Annotated in this window: 16 protein-coding genes and 1 riboswitch; of the genes, 11 read left to right on the top strand and 5 right to left on the bottom strand. The window is 71.0% G+C overall.

All coding sequences use genetic code 11. The features are described 5' to 3' along the window. Window positions 1–41 precede the first annotated feature (41 nt). A riboswitch (TPP riboswitch) is annotated at window positions 42–151 on the top strand. The 7 genes from thiC (at window position 150) to KOL93_RS15115 (ending at window position 7,641) form a co-directional block, all read left to right on the top strand. Continuing rightward, window positions 150–1,880: a phosphomethylpyrimidine synthase ThiC gene (thiC, locus tag KOL93_RS15145; RefSeq protein WP_260406614.1), complete on the top strand. Its 1,731-nt coding sequence runs from the start codon at window positions 150–152 to the stop codon at window positions 1,878–1,880. Its footprint overlaps the riboswitch before it by 2 nt. Next, window positions 1,867–3,027 (top strand): FAD-dependent oxidoreductase, encoded by a 1,161-nt coding sequence (locus KOL93_RS15140; RefSeq protein ID WP_221586229.1) that lies wholly within the window; start codon window positions 1,867–1,869, stop codon window positions 3,025–3,027. Before thiC ends, KOL93_RS15140 begins: the two co-directional genes overlap by 14 nt. Then, window positions 3,024–3,263 (top strand): sulfur carrier protein ThiS, encoded by a 240-nt coding sequence (thiS, locus tag KOL93_RS15135; RefSeq protein WP_221586228.1) that lies wholly within the window; start codon window positions 3,024–3,026, stop codon window positions 3,261–3,263. Before KOL93_RS15140 ends, thiS begins: the two co-directional genes overlap by 4 nt. Window position 3,264: 1 nt before the next feature. After that, window positions 3,265–4,062 carry a thiazole synthase gene (locus KOL93_RS15130; protein ID WP_221586227.1) on the top strand — a complete coding sequence of 266 codons (798 nt, stop codon included), beginning with the start codon at window positions 3,265–3,267 and terminating at the stop codon, window positions 4,060–4,062. Next, entirely contained in the window at window positions 4,059–5,159 is a 1,101-nt protein-coding gene (locus KOL93_RS15125) for a ThiF family adenylyltransferase (RefSeq protein WP_221586226.1), read from the top strand. The genes KOL93_RS15130 and KOL93_RS15125 overlap by 4 nt, the downstream gene beginning before the upstream one ends. Window positions 5,160–5,369: 210 nt before the next feature. After that, window positions 5,370–6,731: an inorganic phosphate transporter gene (locus KOL93_RS15120; protein ID WP_221586271.1), complete on the top strand. Its 1,362-nt coding sequence runs from the start codon at window positions 5,370–5,372 to the stop codon at window positions 6,729–6,731. Window positions 6,732–6,801: 70 nt separating this feature from the next. Next, on the top strand, window positions 6,802–7,641 hold the full coding sequence (locus KOL93_RS15115; protein WP_221586225.1) for an aldo/keto reductase: 840 nt from the start codon (window positions 6,802–6,804) through the stop codon (window positions 7,639–7,641). Here the strand turns inward: KOL93_RS15115 and KOL93_RS15110 are convergent. Genes KOL93_RS15110 through KOL93_RS15095 form a run of 4 tightly spaced genes read right to left on the bottom strand, consistent with a single transcriptional unit; the run spans window position 7,622 to window position 10,141 of the window. Beyond that, on the bottom strand, window positions 7,622–8,296 hold the full coding sequence (locus KOL93_RS15110; protein ID WP_221586224.1) for an LPXTG cell wall anchor domain-containing protein: 675 nt from the start codon (window positions 8,294–8,296) through the stop codon (window positions 7,622–7,624). The two genes, KOL93_RS15115 and KOL93_RS15110, sit on opposite strands and share 20 nt — an antisense overlap. Next, the gene (locus KOL93_RS15105; protein ID WP_221586223.1) at window positions 8,296–8,844 is read right to left on the bottom strand and encodes a signal peptidase I; all 549 of its coding nucleotides are present in this window, start codon (window positions 8,842–8,844) and stop codon (window positions 8,296–8,298) included. The genes KOL93_RS15110 and KOL93_RS15105 overlap by 1 nt, the downstream gene beginning before the upstream one ends. 17 nt (window positions 8,845–8,861) lie before the next feature. After that, window positions 8,862–9,530 carry a SipW-dependent-type signal peptide-containing protein gene (locus KOL93_RS15100; RefSeq protein WP_221586222.1) on the bottom strand — a complete coding sequence of 223 codons (669 nt, stop codon included), beginning with the start codon at window positions 9,528–9,530 and terminating at the stop codon, window positions 8,862–8,864. Continuing rightward, window positions 9,530–10,141, bottom strand: coding sequence for a SipW-dependent-type signal peptide-containing protein (locus KOL93_RS15095; RefSeq protein WP_221586221.1), 612 nt, complete (start codon window positions 10,139–10,141; stop codon window positions 9,530–9,532). The genes KOL93_RS15100 and KOL93_RS15095 overlap by 1 nt, the downstream gene beginning before the upstream one ends. A 190-nt stretch (window positions 10,142–10,331) precedes the next feature. Here KOL93_RS15095 and KOL93_RS15090 point away from each other — a divergent pair, with 190 nt between their 5' ends. The 3 genes from KOL93_RS15090 (at window position 10,332) to KOL93_RS15080 (ending at window position 13,052) form a co-directional block, all read left to right on the top strand. Continuing rightward, window positions 10,332–11,021 (top strand): response regulator transcription factor, encoded by a 690-nt coding sequence (locus KOL93_RS15090; RefSeq protein ID WP_221586220.1) that lies wholly within the window; start codon window positions 10,332–10,334, stop codon window positions 11,019–11,021. Continuing rightward, entirely contained in the window at window positions 11,018–12,232 is a 1,215-nt protein-coding gene (locus tag KOL93_RS15085; protein ID WP_221586219.1) for a sensor histidine kinase, read from the top strand. Before KOL93_RS15090 ends, KOL93_RS15085 begins: the two co-directional genes overlap by 4 nt. Window positions 12,233–12,293: 61 nt before the next feature. Further along, window positions 12,294–13,052: a lytic transglycosylase domain-containing protein gene (locus KOL93_RS15080; RefSeq protein WP_308291656.1), complete on the top strand. Its 759-nt coding sequence runs from the start codon at window positions 12,294–12,296 to the stop codon at window positions 13,050–13,052. Between the two features lie 21 nt (window positions 13,053–13,073). Here KOL93_RS15080 and KOL93_RS15075 read toward each other — a convergent pair whose 3' ends face one another. Then, window positions 13,074–14,090 (bottom strand): LacI family DNA-binding transcriptional regulator, encoded by a 1,017-nt coding sequence (locus tag KOL93_RS15075; RefSeq protein WP_221586218.1) that lies wholly within the window; start codon window positions 14,088–14,090, stop codon window positions 13,074–13,076. Between the two features lie 130 nt (window positions 14,091–14,220). Here KOL93_RS15075 and KOL93_RS15070 point away from each other — a divergent pair, with 130 nt between their 5' ends. Continuing rightward, entirely contained in the window at window positions 14,221–15,462 is a 1,242-nt protein-coding gene (locus KOL93_RS15070) for an ABC transporter substrate-binding protein (protein ID WP_221586217.1), read from the top strand. Window positions 15,463–15,499 lie beyond the last annotated feature (37 nt).

Raw genomic sequence — 15,499 nt, 5'->3', positions numbered from 1 at the left:
GTCGAGCGCGCTCAGCGGAGGCGAGCCTCTGCTAGCCTGATCCGCGTCCACACGGGAGTCCCACGCAGGGGCTGAGATCGAGCTGACGCTGCTCGCGACCGTCGAACCTGAACCGGCTCATACCGGCGGAGGAAGTGAGGAGCGGCATTTTGCGCACCCGAGAAGCGACCCATTCGCTCGACCACCTGCACGATGACGAACACGACATCCGGGTGCCCGTCACCCGCATCGCGCTCGCCGATTCGCCGAACGGCGAGAAGAACCCGCCGTTCACCGCGTACCGCACCGAGGGGCCCGGCGGTGATCCGGTCCGCGGGATTCCGCGCCTCCGCGAGCAGTGGATCCGTCGCCGCGGCGACACGGAAGAATACGACGGGCGTCCGCGCAACCTGCAGGACGACGGCCGCACGGCCGCCCGCCGAGGCGAGGCGTCGGCCGAATGGCGGGGCCATCAGGCGGCCCCGCGGCGCTCCGTCGAAGGACGCACCGTCACGCAGATGCACTACGCCCGTCAGGGCATCATCACCGACGAGATGCGCTTCGTCGCCCTCCGCGAGGGCTGCGACGTCGAGCTCGTGCGCAGCGAGCTCGCCGCGGGGCGGGCGATCATCCCTCTCAACGTGAACCACCCCGAGGCCGAGCCGATGATCATCGGCAAGGCGTTCCTCGTGAAGATCAACGCCAACATCGGCAACTCCGCGGTGACGAGCTCGATCGCGGAGGAGGTCGACAAGCTCTCGTGGGCGACCACCTGGGGCGCAGACACCGTCATGGACCTGTCGACGGGCGACGACATCCACACGACGCGCGAGTGGATCGTCCGCAATGCGCCCGTCCCGATCGGCACCGTCCCGATCTATCAGGCACTCGAGAAGGTCGACGGCGACGCGCACCGCCTCACCTGGGAGATCTACCGCGACACCGTCATCGAGCAGTGCGAGCAGGGCGTCGACTACATGACGGTCCACGCGGGCGTGCTGCTGCGCTACGTGCCCCTCTCGGCTGACCGCGTGACGGGCATCGTCTCGCGCGGCGGATCCATCATGGCCGGCTGGTGCCTCGCGCACCACCAGGAGAACTTCCTCTACACGCACTTCGACGAGCTGTGTGAGATCTTCGCCCGCTACGACGTGGCGTTCTCCCTCGGCGACGGGCTGCGCCCGGGTTCCACGGCCGACGCGAACGATGCCGCGCAGTTCGCGGAGCTGGACACGCTCGCCGAGCTCACGCATCGCGCGTGGGAGTACGACGTGCAGGTCATGGTCGAGGGGCCGGGGCATATTCCGCTGCACCTCGTGCGCGAGAACGTCGAGCGGCAGCAGGAGCTCTGCTCGGGCGCCCCGTTCTATACGCTCGGGCCGCTCGTGACCGATGTCGCGCCCGGCTACGACCACATCACGTCGGCGATCGGCGCGACCGAGATCGCGCGCTACGGCACGGCGATGCTCTGCTACGTCACGCCGAAGGAGCATCTCGGGCTGCCGAATCGCGACGACGTGAAGACGGGCGTCATCACGTACAAGATCGCGGCGCACGCGGCCGACCTCGCGAAGGGGCACCCGGGCGCGCACGAACGTGACGACGCGCTGTCGAAGGCGCGCTTCGAGTTCCGCTGGCGCGATCAGTTCGCGCTCGCCCTCGACCCGGACACCGCCGAGGAGTTCCACGACGAGACGCTCCCCGCCGAGCCCGCGAAGACGGCGCACTTCTGCTCCATGTGCGGGCCGAAGTTCTGCTCCATGCGCATCTCGCAGGACATCCGCGATCGCTTCGGCGGAGCGGAAGAGCAGGAGGCGATCGTCGCGATGCGACGCAAGTCTGAGGAGTTCCTCGCGCAGGGCGCGACGGTCTACCTCGACGAACCGCGTGTGCGCGCCTGACGTCGTCGTCGTCGGGGCGGGAGTCGTCGGATCCGCGATCGCGGCCGCCTGCGCTCGCGCGGGGCGGACGGTGCGCGTCGTCGACCCGGATCCCGGCGGCGGCGCGACGTCCGCCGCGGCCGGGATGCTCAGTCCGTTCGGCGAGCTCGCGCACACCGAGCCCGTGCTGCATGACCTCGGCCTCGCGGCGGCCCGGATGTACCCGGACTTCGTCGCCGGGGCGCCCGGCGGTGCCGCGGCGTGCGCCTACGAGCGGGAGCCGACGCTCGTCGTCGGGGCCGACGCCGCGGACGCGCGGATGCTCGACGAGCTCGCGGAGCTTGCGGGCGATGTCCGATCCGGCGGAGCGGTGGGGCGGCGCGATGGAGCCGACGCCACCGGCGTGCGGCGGCTGGGCACGCGCGAGGCGCGGCTGCGCGAGCCGCTCCTCGCGCCGGGCATCGCGCGGACGCTCGTCGCGGCAGGGGACCACCGTGTGGATCCGCGTCTGCTCGCGGATGCGCTCCGCACCGACATCGCCGTCGAGCGCGTGCGCGCCGTGCGCGTCGCCCGCGACTGCCGCGGCCGTGCGGCGGGAGTCGAGGTGGACGGCGGCCGCGTGATCCGTGCGCGCGAGACGGTCGTCGCCACCGGGATCGGTCCCGTCGAGGGCGTCGATCTCGGGGGCGTCGTCCGCCCCGTGCACGGCGACATCCTGCGCCTCGGCGCGCCCGAGGGCCTGCGGCTGCAGCACACGATCCGGGGCCGCGTGCGCGGTCGTCCCGTGTACCTCGTCCCTCGGCCCGACGGCACCCTCGTCGTCGGGGCGACGCAGCGCGAGGACGGCGACGACGAGGTGTCGGCCGGAGGGGTGCACGCGCTGCTGCGTGACGCGATCGCGCTGGTGCCGGCTGTCGAGGAGCACCGGCTCATCGGGGTCGCGGCGCGCGCCCGACCGGCGACGCCTGACCACCTCCCGCTCGTGGGGCGCTGGGAGGAGGGGCTCCACGTCGCGACGGGCACGCACCGCGCGGGCGTGCTGCTTGCGCCCCTCATCGCCGCCATCATCTCGGCGCTTCTCGGGGGCGAGAAGCCGCCCGTCGACATCGCGCCCCTCGACCCGCGGCGGTTCGACGCCGCTCGCGCTCTGGAAGGAGCACATGCATGATCGAGATCATCGTCAACGGCGACCGTCTGGCGCTGCCGGACGGATCGGGCCCTGCCGACGTCGTCACCGCCCTCACGGGACGCCCGGTCGCACCCGACGGGCGTGCCGCCGACGGCGAACCGCTCGGCATCGCCGTCGCGGTCGACGACGCCGTCGTGCCGCGCCGCGCGTGGGCAGCGCACCGGCTCGGCGACGGGGCCCGCGTCGAGGTGCTCACCGCTGCGCAAGGAGGCTGAGGTGGATCCCCTCGAGATCGACGGCGCGCGGTTCGCCTCGCGCCTCATCCTCGGCACGGGCGGCGCCCCGAGCCTCGACGTGCTCGCGGCTGCGCTCGACGCCTCGGGGACGGAGCTCACGACCGTCGCCGTGCGTCGCTTCGGCACCGAGCGCGATGGCTCGCTGTACGCGCTGCTGCGGGAGAAGGGCATCCGCCTGCTGCCCAACACCGCGGGATGCCGCACAGCGCACGAGGCCGTCCTCACCGCCGAGCTGGCGCGCGAGGCGTTCGACACGAACTGGGTCAAGCTCGAGGTCGTCGCCGACGACGAGACGCTCCTTCCGGATCCCGTGGAGCTGCTCGACGCCGCCGAGCGGCTCGCGGCGTCCGGGTTCTCGGTGTTCGCGTACACGAATGACGACCCCGTCACGGCGCTGCGACTCGAACAGGCGGGCGTCGTGGCGGTGATGCCGCTGGGCGCCCCGATCGGCACGGGGCTGGGGATCCTCAATCCGCACAACATCGAGCTGATCGTGCAGCGCGCCGGCGTCCCCGTCGTGCTCGACGCGGGGCTCGGGACCGCGTCGGATGCCGCGCTCGCGATGGAGCTCGGATGCGATGCCGTGCTGCTGGCGACGGCCGTCACGCGCGCCCACGACCCTGCGCGCATGGCGGCGGCCTTCCGACACGCGACCGCGGCAGGGAGGCTCGCCGCGGGCGCAGGGCGGATTCCGCGGCGGCGGCTCGCACGGGCCTCGTCCGAGTTCGAGGGCATGCCCGCGTTCGGAGTCGCCGCGGTCGAGGAGCCGGCGCGATGACGCCTCTCGTCGCGCCGGGGCCGCCCCTGACCGCCGAGGAGCGGGAGCGGTTCTCGCGGCAGATCATGCTGCCCGGAATGGGGGAGGAAGGGCAGCGGCGGCTGCGCGCGGCGCGCGTGCTCGTCGTCGGCGCCGGAGGTCTCGGGGCGCCGTGTCTTCTGGGGCTCGCCGCCGCGGGCGTCGGCGTGGTCGGAGTCATCGACGACGACGCCGTCGAGGTCTCGAACCTGCAGCGCCAGCTCCTCCACGGCGCAGCCGACGTCGGGCGCCGCAAGATCGACTCGGCGCGCGATCGGCTGCGCGCGATCGATCCGTCCCTCGCCGTCGAGGCCCACGACGAGCGACTGACGCCGGCGAACGCCCCGGCCCTCCTCGCGCGGTACGACCTCGTCGTCGACGGATCCGACAACTTCGCGACGCGCTATCTCGTCGACGAGGCGGCCGCCGCCGTCGGCATCCCGGTCGTCTGGGGGTCCGTCCTGCGAGACGAGGGGCAGGTGAGCCTGTTCTCGGCTGCCGACGGCGTGCGCTACCGCGACCTCTACCCGGACGCGCCTGCGTCCGCACCCGACTGCGGCACGGCCGGCGTGTTCGGTCCGCTGTGCGCCCTCATCGGCAGCCAGATGGCGGCCGAGGCGATCAAGCTCGTCACCGGTCGCGGTCGCACGCTGCTCGGTCGGATGATCGTCGTCGACGCACTGACGGCAGGTTGGCGCGAGCTCGCACTGCGAGCCGAGGGGGATCGCGCGGATCCTGGCATTGTGACGGCCGCGCAGCTGCGCGACGAGCTGGCCGGAGAGGCACCGCCTGTCGTCGTCGACGTGCGCGGCGCCGACGAGGCCGGCGGGATCCCTGCCGCGGTGCGCTGGGAGCTCCCGTCGATCGAATCGGGAGACGACCCGCCCGTGCCGATCGCCGGCGCCCGGGACATCGTGCTGCACTGTGCGGTCGGCGTTCGTTCGCAGCGGGCCGCAGAGGTACTGTCTGCGCGCGCGGCGCCGCGGAGCGAGAGGATCCGCTCCCTCGTCGGAGGACTCGCGGCGTGGCAGGCGCTCGAGGGGCACGACGCCACGTCGTGCCCGACGCCGGACCTGTAGCTCCAGCGCGCGGCCGGAGCGGCTCTCAGGAGCCTCCCTGGCGAGCGTCCGGGTGCGATTGTTAATCTTTCTCGCGGCCGTGCGCGCGTTCTCGACGCGGGTGTCGGTTCGGCGCCGGACGGGCGCTCACCCACGCATCTCAGGGAGTACACCCCGGTGGCGACCGACAGGCCCTCTCGCAGGGAATCCGACCTTCCCGACGGCGCAGATCTGTACCGGCACGAACCCAGCGACAGATGGTGGCATCTCGCCTTCGGCGGCCTGCTCGCCATCGCCGTCATCGGGTTCGGGCTCTGGTCGCTTGGCTGGGTCTCGGCCGAGACGAACCGCGTCCTCCTGATCACGGCGATCGCGTTCGGCGTCTTCATGGCGTTCAACATCGGCGGAAACGACGTCGCGAACTCGTTCGGTACGAGCGTCGGCTCCGGCACTCTCACGATGAAGCAGGCGCTCCTCGTCGCCGCCGTGTTCGAGGTGTCGGGAGCGGTTCTCGCGGGCGGATCCGTCACCGACACCGTGCGCAAGGGCATCGTCGACCTCGACGTGGTCGCGCAGAGCCCCGACGACTTCGTCTACATCATGATGTCGGCGCTTCTCGGCGCCGCGCTCTGGCTCTTCCTCGCCACGCGCATGGGATGGCCCGTCTCGACGACGCATTCGATCATCGGCGGTATCGTCGGCGCCTCCGTCACCATGGGCATCGTCACGGGTCTCGGCGGGGCCGACATGGTGCAGTGGGATGCGATCCGTCAGATCGTCATCTCGTGGGTCCTGTCACCCGTGCTCGGCGGGGTCGTCGCGTTCGCCATCTTCTGGCTCATCAAGCGCTACATCCTGAGCCATGCGGCTGACGACAGGGAAGAGGGCCATCGCGCGCTGCAGACCCTCGTCCCACTCGTCGCGGCGCTCGCCGCGATCCTCCTCGCGGGGATGCTCTTCGTGAAGGGCTTCCACAACCTCGATCTCGATGTCGAACCCGCTGTGCTCGTGTTCCTCCTCGCGATGATCGGCATCGCGGTCTGGGTCGGCGTCTACGTCTTCGCGCAGTCGCTGCGCAAGAAGAAGTTCAAGAAGGCGGCGTTCACGCTGTTCGCCTGGATGCAGGTGTTCACGGCGAGCGCCTTCGCGTTCAGCCACGGCGCGAACGACATCGCGAATGCGGTCGGGCCCTTCGCCGCCGTCCTCGACGTCATGCGCACGGGCGTCGTCGGAGAGGAGGCCGCGCTCCCGCTGCCCGTGCTCCTCACGTTCGGCATCGCCCTCCTTGCGGGACTGTGGTTCATCGGGCGCCGCGTCGTCTCGACGGTCGGCAAGCGCCTCACGGAGATCCATCCCGCGAGCGGCTTCTCGGCCGAGCTCGCAGCGGCCGGCGTCGTCATGCTCGCCTCGGTGCTCGGCCTGCCGGTCTCGAGCACGCACATTCTGATCGGCGCGGTGCTCGGCGTCGGCCTCGTCAACCGGGCCGCGAACTGGAAGCTCATGAAGCCGATCGCGACGGCCTGGGTCATCACCCTCCCCGTCGCGGCGAGCATCGGCGCCGTCGGCTACCTCGCCCTCAGCGCGATCTTCTGAGGGACGACCCGGTCGGCAGAGCCCGCCGGATAGGCTCGGGCAGCGACCACCCGCCGACGAAAGGATCCTCGTGAGCATCGACATCCCGCAGATCACGCTGAACGACGGGCAGCGCTTCGCCGAGCTGGGCCTCGGCACGTACAACCTCACGGGAGACGCGGGCGTCTCCGCGATCGCGGCCGGCATCCGCGGTGGCTATCGCGTCGTCGACACGGCCGTCAACTACGGCAACGAGCGCGAGGTCGGCGAGGCCGTGCGCGCGAGCGGCATCGATCGCGACGACGTCATCGTCACGACGAAGGTGCCCGGACGGCACCACGGGTACGACGAGGCGATCGCCTCGGGGCGCGCGTCGAACGAGACGCTCGGCCTCGACCGCATCGACCTCCTCCTCATCCACTGGCCCAACCCGAGCGTCGACAAGTACGTCGACACGTTTCGCGGCATGCTCGCGCTGCGGGACGAGGGCATCGTCCGATCGGTCGGCGTCTCGAACTTCACCGAGCAGATGATCGATCGCCTGCTCGACGAGACAGGGGTCGCGCCCGCCGTGAACCAGGTCGAGATGCACCCGTACTTCCCCCAGACGGCGCTGCGTGCGCACCACCGCACCCACGGGATCCGCACCGAGAGCTGGAGTCCGCTCGCGCGCCGCAGCGAGCTGCTGCAGGAGCCGGTCCTGACCGAGCTCGCCGCCGCCCACGACGTCAGCCCGTCGCAGATCGTGCTGCGCTGGCACGTGGAGATGGGGTCCACTCCCATCCCGAAGTCGCAGGATCCGGAGCGCCAGCGCGAGAACGCCGACGTCTTCGGGTTCTCGCTCTCCGCCGACGAGGTGCAGGCGATCGGCGCGCTCGAACGCGGCCGCATCCGCGCCGACATGGATCCGCTCACGCACGAAGAGATGTGATCGCGGTCGCGGATCCGTCGCGGTCGCGGCGCCGTGTCGCGACGAGGAGCAGCCCGCCGCCGCCGAGCGCGGCCGCCACGAGGAGCATCCAGAGCGGCGACGACGCGCCCGTCGTCGCGAGCGGCCCGTTCGGCGGCACGAGGCTCGCGCCGTCCGGAGTCCCGCCCGGCGAGACGGCGGTGGCCTCACCCGCGCCGCGGGCTTCGAACTGCAGGGTGCTGTTCTGACCCTGTGCGGAGGCCGGGACATCCGGCGACATCGTGATGGTGACGACGAGCCAACGCGCGTCCGCGAGATCCTGGTCGCCGAGGTCGATCGTCTCTCCGACGACCGGAGCGCCGGCGTCGATGATCGTGCGAGGTGCGGCGCAGTCGGCCTCCGCGCACTCTCCGATCTCCACCGTGAGGTGACGGGCCAGGGATCCGCCCGCGGAGAGCGTGCGCGTCATGGTGCCGCTCTCATCTGCTCCGGGGGCGGAGACGCCGAGGGTCCAATCGACGGATGCGCCCGGCGCGAGGGCGGTTGCGTCCGCCGACAGCTCAGAGCTGATCTCGAGAGCGTCTCCTCGGACCACCGTTTCGGGTGCGGGCTGAGCCGCGCCGAGGGTGAGGGGGAGGATGAGCGCGAGCGCACCGACCCATCGTGCCGCGCGCATCACGGACGGTCCTTCTTCGAGCGGGGCCACAGGCCCCAGATGACGAAGGCGGCCGCGACCGCGCCGAGCGGGGCGAGCACCTTCGGATCGCCGAGCCCGGCCAGCACCGGCGCGACGCCGGGCACAGAGAAGACCACCCTGCCGACCTCCGTCACCTCGTACGGCGCCGGGTCGTTCACCGCGTTCGCATCTCCGCGCAGGGTGAGCAGCCGCGCATCGGCCGAACCTGCGGGGGCGACCTCGACGACGCGGTGCGTCACCGGGAGCTCCCCGGCGGCGCGATCGACCGTGACGACGTCGCCCACCTCGACGTCCGGCGCGTCGACGGGGGCGACGAGCGCCGCGGAGCCCGTCGCGATCGTGGGCTCCATCGAGCCCGAGCTGAACAGCATCACGCGGAATCCGAGCACGGACGTGAGAACCGCGAGGACGATGCAGAGGGCGCCGACCGAGGCGGCGACCCAGAGCAGCGCGTCGCCCGTGCCGCGCAGCACCCGCTCGAGGCGCGGCGCGGTGCGCGGGGGAGTCGAGGCGATGGTGAGTGCCATGAGGGATCCTCTCTGGATCAGTTCTGCGTGACGGTGACGGTCAGCGAGATGTGCGAGGTCGTGCGCTGTGTGAGGGCTCCGGTATCGCCGTGTGCGGGAGCCGCGACGCGGATCTCCGCGCAGACGCCTGCGGCGTTCTGCGCGTGGGCGCCGATGCCGACGGTCGCGCCCGTGGGAGCCGGCGCGGACGTCGACGCGAAGAGATCGGGCCCACCGACGAGATAGATGGCGTCGGCTGTGAAGTCGGCCGCTGTGCATTCCGATTCGGAGGCGACTCGCGTGACCACGCGGTACTCGAGTGCGTCGGCCAGAGCGCCGTCGGCCGTGAAGCTCCCGAGCTGGACGCTTCCGCCCCGGGTGCTGCTCTCGCCGGTGCGCACGTTGAGCCAGACGTATTGGGAATCGCCCGCGGCGGGGGCATCGTAGGAGCCGCCGGGGGCGAGCCCGGTGAGGTCTGCCGAGAGGAGCGCGGGGGACCCCGGCTCGTGGGAAGCCCACTCGCCGGAAGCGCCCTGGGACTGCGTGTCGAACGTCCCCGCGGTGAAGGAGGTGGTGGCCGCCTCCGGGTCCTGCCAGGCGGCCACCGTCCAGGCGCTCGCGACACCGAGTGCGAGCCCGCCCGCCAGAACAGCGAGCACCGTGGCGAACCCGGTGGTGCGACGTCGCGTGTTCTGACGGAGGTTCATCAGCTGAGCGACTCGCCCGAGGTGCCGGTGAGGTTCCAGGTGACGGACGCCGTCTCGCCCTGACCGAGGTCGCTGTCGGCCGAGACGCTGACCTTGAGGTAGACGATCTCGTCGAGCGCGTCGAGCGTGAACATTCCCTCGTGGGTCGTTCCCGCGGTCACGGCCTCGCCGGTGACGAGAGCGCCGCCCACGGTCGTGCCGCCGGCGATGTCGGTCACCTGCTGCACGGTGTAGGTGAGGTTGTCCGCCGCGCTGCCCGTGGCACTGACGGATCCGGCGACCGTCGCCTGGTACGACGAGGCCTGATCGAGAGGCACGGCGTAGACCGCGGAGGCCTGGTCGTCGGGGGACAGGTTCTGGGCCAGCTCATCGAACGACAGGGTCAGCGCGTTCTCGGGCGGGGTGGTGTCGGTGAAGGTGGTGCCGTTCGTGCTGCTCTCCAGCGCGAACTGGCCGGCCGCGAAGTCGCCGACGGCGACCTCGGTGTCCGTCCACGCGGCGAGTGTGACGGCCGCGCCGACGCCGAGCACGAGCCCGCCGGCGGTGATCGCCAGCAGCTTGCGCCGACGCTGAGTGCGGTCTTCGGGGGAAGTGGGGGACTGCGAGTTCATCGTCGCTCCTCGGTGTTTACCTGGTCTCACCAGCCGGTTTGCTGGTACTTCCAGTGAAGATCCCGCGGGCGCGCGGATCCGCGGGTCTGCGTGGAAACTCGTACGATGTGTGGTGCTGGCTTCCGTGACGGGCGGCGTGCGGGTCCTCCGCCCCCATCGGACGGCGTGCGGAAGCGGAGGAGGATGCGCGATGAGCGATGGCGGACTCGTGCGGCGGCGACCCCGGCCGATCCGGGTGAGCATCGTTGAGGACGAGGCGCTCACCCGTTCGATGCTCGCGCGCACGGTCGATGACGCGGAGGACATGCGCGTCGTGCACGAGCTCGACGGCGCGGCGTCGGCTCGACTCGCGATCGGCCCGCACACCACCGACGTCGCCCTGGTCGACGTGAACCTGGGCGACGGCAACGGCGTCGCGCTGGGGCTCGAACTGCAGCGGAAGGATCCGCGTATCGCGGTGATGCTGCTGTCGAGCCTCGACGTCATGGGGCTGTTCCTGTCGGTGCAGGACCAGGTAAGCGAACCGTGGAGCTACCTCTCGAAGCGCTCCTCGTTCACGCGGGACGTGCTGCTCGGGGCGATCGCCGCCGCGGCCGACGGCGACGTGGTCGTCGACCCGACTCTCGTCCAGCGGTCGAAGCCGCGCGCGGGCACCGAGGTCGCCGGGCTCACGAAGGCGCAGTTCGAGGTGCTGCGGCTCGTCGCCGAAGGGCTGTCGAATGAGGCGGTGGGCGGGCGGCTGCACATCTCCGAGCGCTCGGTCGAGAGCCACCTGCTGTCGATCTACCGTCGTCTCGGGGTCGAGAAAGAAGGCGCGAACCGTCGCGTGCGCGCCGTCCTCGCGTTCCTCGAGCAGACGGGACGAACATGGCAGCGGTGACCGACCCCGCAGCCGCTCCTCCGGCGAGCCCGTCGACGGCCCGCACCGCTCACAGCGCGTGGCATTGGCCGCGTGCGCGGATCGCCGCTCTCGTGGCGACCGTCAACGTCGTCGCGTTCGCCGTGCTCGTCGCCGAGCAGGCGACCGAGTGGAGCACGAGCTGGGATCCCCACGCGCTCATCTGGTGGGTCGGCGGCGTCACGCTCGTGATCGGAATCGTGCTCGTCGGCATCACGATGCTCGCGTGCGCGGCTCTTCCCGCGTGGTGGATGCGGATCGCCGTCGCCGTCGTCCTCTCCGCTGTGCAGGCGACCGTGCGCACCGCGTTGCTGCTCCCCGCCACGACGGCGGAGCATGCGACGCCGGGCGCCGTCGCTGTGTGGGCCACGGGCTTCATCGGTCACGTGGTCGCCCTCGGAACGGGCTTCCTCGTCGCGGCGCTCATCGAGCGCGAAGACCGCGAGCGGACACGACGCCGTCTCGAGGAGCAGAGGTCTCGCGAGGCGATCGACGAACTCGAGCACGAGGAGCTGCGCGTGCGGCGGATGGTCGCCGATCGTCTCCACGGAACGGTGCAGCATCGACTCGTCGTGATCGCGAGTGGGCTCGATCAGATGGCCGACCAGCTCGAGCGGAGTGCGGAGGAAGGCCGCGTTCACACCCTGCGCGACTGGGCGGCCGAGCTCGACGAGCTGCGCGAAGAGCACGTGCGGTCGCTGAGTCACAGTCTCTTCCCCTCAGGGGCCGACCTCGGCGCGTACGAGGCGATCCGCGCGCTCCTGGATCGCCTGCCGACGACGGTGGCGACCTCCGTCGAGCTGGGGCCGACGATGAGAGACCTCGTGCACTCCCACGGCGCGGTGCTGCCGCTGCTCGACCGTCTCGTCGTCGTCTACACGGTCGAGGAGGCCGTCACGAATGCGCTCAAGCACGGCGGCGCGACGGCCGTGACGGTGCGCATCGAGGCCGAGAAGACGACGGCGGGGCGGTGGCTGCTCGACGTCGTGATCGACGACGACGGAACCGGCCCGACCTCAGATGCCCCTGTCCTGTCCGGCCTCGCCCGGCATCGATCGCGCGCCGAAGCGCGAGGGGGCTCGCTGTCGCTCGGACGCAGCGAGGACGGCGGTGGGCGGCTGCATCTCGTGCTGCCCTTCGAGGAGCCTGCCGCCGGACGCGCTGAGCGCGCCTCGGCTGACAGGCGTCCGTGAGAGCGCCCTGCGAGACTGATCTCGGCGGCCTCGCCTGCCGTGAGCGGGCAGAATCGGTGGGGTGAGCAGGAAGCGCGGGGTCGGGATCGCCGTCGGCGCCGTCGTCATCATCGGCGGTGTCGGGGCGCTGGCCGTGCTCGGTGTCACCGCCCTGATCAACTCGATCTCGTTCGAGCCGATCGATTTCGAGTCGTTCGGAGGCGACGCCGGCCCGCGCGTCGAGGTGGCGGCCCCGGTTGCCGCGCCGACGACCGAAGACGGATCCGTCGACGCCGACTGGCTCGCAGACACCGCGCACGAGACGGGGATCCCCGAGCGGGCGCTCGCCGCATACGCCGCGGCCGACGTGCGCGCTCGCGCCGACGGATGCGCGGTGGGCTGGAACACGCTCGCCGGCATCGGCTGGGTCGAGAGCCATCATGGCACGCTGCAGGGCGGATCCATCGACGCCGACGGCGGCGCGCGCCCCGCCATCATCGGCATTCCCCTCGACGGCACGAACGAGACGATGGCGATCCCTGACACCGACGGCGGCGCGCTCGACGGCGATACCGAGTGGGATCGAGCGGTGGGCCCGCTGCAGTTCATTCCCGAGACCTGGACCCGCTGGGCGGTCGATGCCACAGGCGACGGGCACGCGGATCCGCACCAGATCGACGACGCCGCGGCCACGGCCGCGCACTACCTCTGCCGACTCGACGGCTCCCTCGAGCAGGGCGAGCAGTGGATCCGCGCGATCCGCTCGTACAACGACACGTTCGACTACCAGACGCGCGTCGCGACGGCGGCCGAGCGCTACGCCGACGCCGCCGTCAGGTGACGGTGCGGAGTTCGGCCGCACTCACCGCGTCGTCCCGCGCACGACAAGCGACGCCGGCGCCGTGAGGTGCTCGCGCGTGGGCGGGGCATCGGGTGAGGCGTCGATGAGGCGGTCGAGCAGGCGCAGCGCTTCGGTGGCCATCACCTCGTCGCCCGGGGAGATCGTCGACAGCGGGGGCACGGTGAACCGCGATGCCTCGAGGTCGTCGAACCCGATCACCTGCACGTCTGCGGGTACTCGCAGGGAAGTCTCGGAGAGCGCTGAGAGGACCCCGGTCGCGAGCGAGTCGGTGACGGCGAACACGCCGTCGAGGTCGGCGCGATCCGCGAGGAGTCGCTGGACCGCGTCGTAGCCGAGCTGCGCGGTCGGGGCGGGAAGCGGGACGATCAGATCCTCGGGAACGGCCGCTCCGGCATCGCGATAGGCGGCGCGCCAGCCGCGCGTGCGCGTGCGCGCCATGCCGCTCGTCTCGTCATGGTCGTGCGCGCCGCCGAGAATCGCGATGCGCCGTGAGCCGGTCTGGAGCATGTGCGCCGTCGCGAGACGGGCGCCCTCGAAATTGGACATCCGCACGTGATCGAAGCGGTCGGGGATCTCCTGCTCGCCGAGCATGACCACCGGAACGCCCGGCCGGAGGTGCGCCACCTCGTCGGGATGGAGGCTCACGACCGACATGAGCACGCCGTCGTAGAGGCGCAGGCGCGCGAAGTCGAGAGCGGAGCGCTCGGCCTCGGGGCGGGCCAGCGTCTGCTCGACGACGAGGTGACGCCCGGAAGGCTGCAGCAGCCGATCGAAGCGCACCGCGAGCTCTCCGAAGTACGCGTGGTCGAGCTGGGGCACGACGAGGGCGATCGTGTGGGTGCGTCCCTCCCGCAGGTGGCGGGCGGTGAGGTTGAGCGAGTAGCCGAGCTCCGCGGCGGCGGATTCCACGCGGTCGCGCGTGGATGCGCCGACGCGTCCCCGGCCGTTGAGGACGTTCGACACGGTCATCGCCGAGACTCCGGCCGCCTTCGCGACGTCGTTCATGGTCGATGTCATGCGCGATCCGATGCTCGAGCGGGTGTGTCTGGTGCTCTTCGCACGTAGCCGCTATCGTAATCGAGACCCAGAGGTTTATCGATAAATCTTACGCATGCAGGGCGACGACGCCCGAACAAAGGAGTTCGACATGCACACACGCACACGGATGGTGGCCGTCTCTGCGATCACCGCAGCGACGGCCCTTGCTCTCGCGGGCTGCTCCGGCACCGCGGCCGACGACGGCCGCACGAACATCACGTTCCTCTCATGGACCGATGAAGAGCAGATGGAGCCGATCATCGAGGCCTTCGAGACGGAGCACCCCGACATCGACGTCGAGGCCTCCTACTCGCCTCCTGTCGCCGAGTACATCCAGACCCTTCAGACGCGCGTTCTCTCCGGCACTGCTCCCGACGTGTTCCTCATCGCCGCGGAGAACAAGACCAACCTCATCGAGTCCGACGCCGTGCTCGATCTCACCGACGAGCCGTTCATGGACGGAGTGCAGGACTTCAACCTCGACACCTACGGCGCAGACGGGTCCCGATACGGGCTGTCGCTGTCATCCTGGGCAGCCGGCTATGCATACGACATCGATGCGCTCGCCGAGGTCGGCTACGACGGGATCCCAGAGACGTGGGACGAGTTCCTCGAGATGCTCCACGCCCTCGAGGGGGCCGGGCACACGCCGTTCCTCGAGAGCGTCGATCAGATGCCCACCACGGTGTCGGCGGCGCTCGGCGCTCGGACGGCGCAGATGGATCCGACGATGGACGAGCTGATCTTCTCCGGCGAGTCGACGTTCGTCGACGAGTGGACCGAGACCATCGAGGAGTACAACCGGCTCTACACGGAAGGGCTCGTGTCGTCCGACGTGGTGGCGCTCGACGGCGACCAGGTGCGCGACGAGTTCGCCAACGACCGCGTGGCCGTGATCAACGCCGGACCGTGGATCATCAACGCCGTCGAGGAGGCGAACCCCGAGAAGAACTGGGAGTTCGGGCAGGTGCCGGCATTCCCCGGCGGCGAGCCGTACCAGGCCGGCGCGGCGGCGCCGGGCTACGCCATCAGCTCCTCCTCCGGCGAGGCCGAGCAGGAAGCCGCGAAGACGTTCCTGTCGTTCCTCGCTTCCGAGGAAGGCGTGCGCATGTTCCACGAGGCGACGAACGACATCACGGTCACCGAGAACGTCGAGCCCGAGGCGGCGCCGCAGTTCGAGCCGCTCGTCGAGGCGATCCGCGCGGGTGACCTGTACCTGCCGATGATCTCGTGGGAGCGCCAGGAGGATGCTCTCAACGTCGACGCCGTGGCGCAGATGCAGCGGATGATCCAGGGACAGATCTCTCCGGAAGAGGTCGCGGCCGCGCTCGACGCGAGGCTGTCGGGCTAAATCCGTCGCGGGCGCCCCGGCTCGGGGCGCCCCACGG

The sequence above is a fragment of the Microbacterium salitolerans genome, assembly GCF_019720895.1.
Taxonomy (GTDB): domain Bacteria; phylum Actinomycetota; class Actinomycetes; order Actinomycetales; family Microbacteriaceae; genus Microbacterium.
This window is presented reverse-complemented; position numbering and strand designations above follow the sequence as displayed.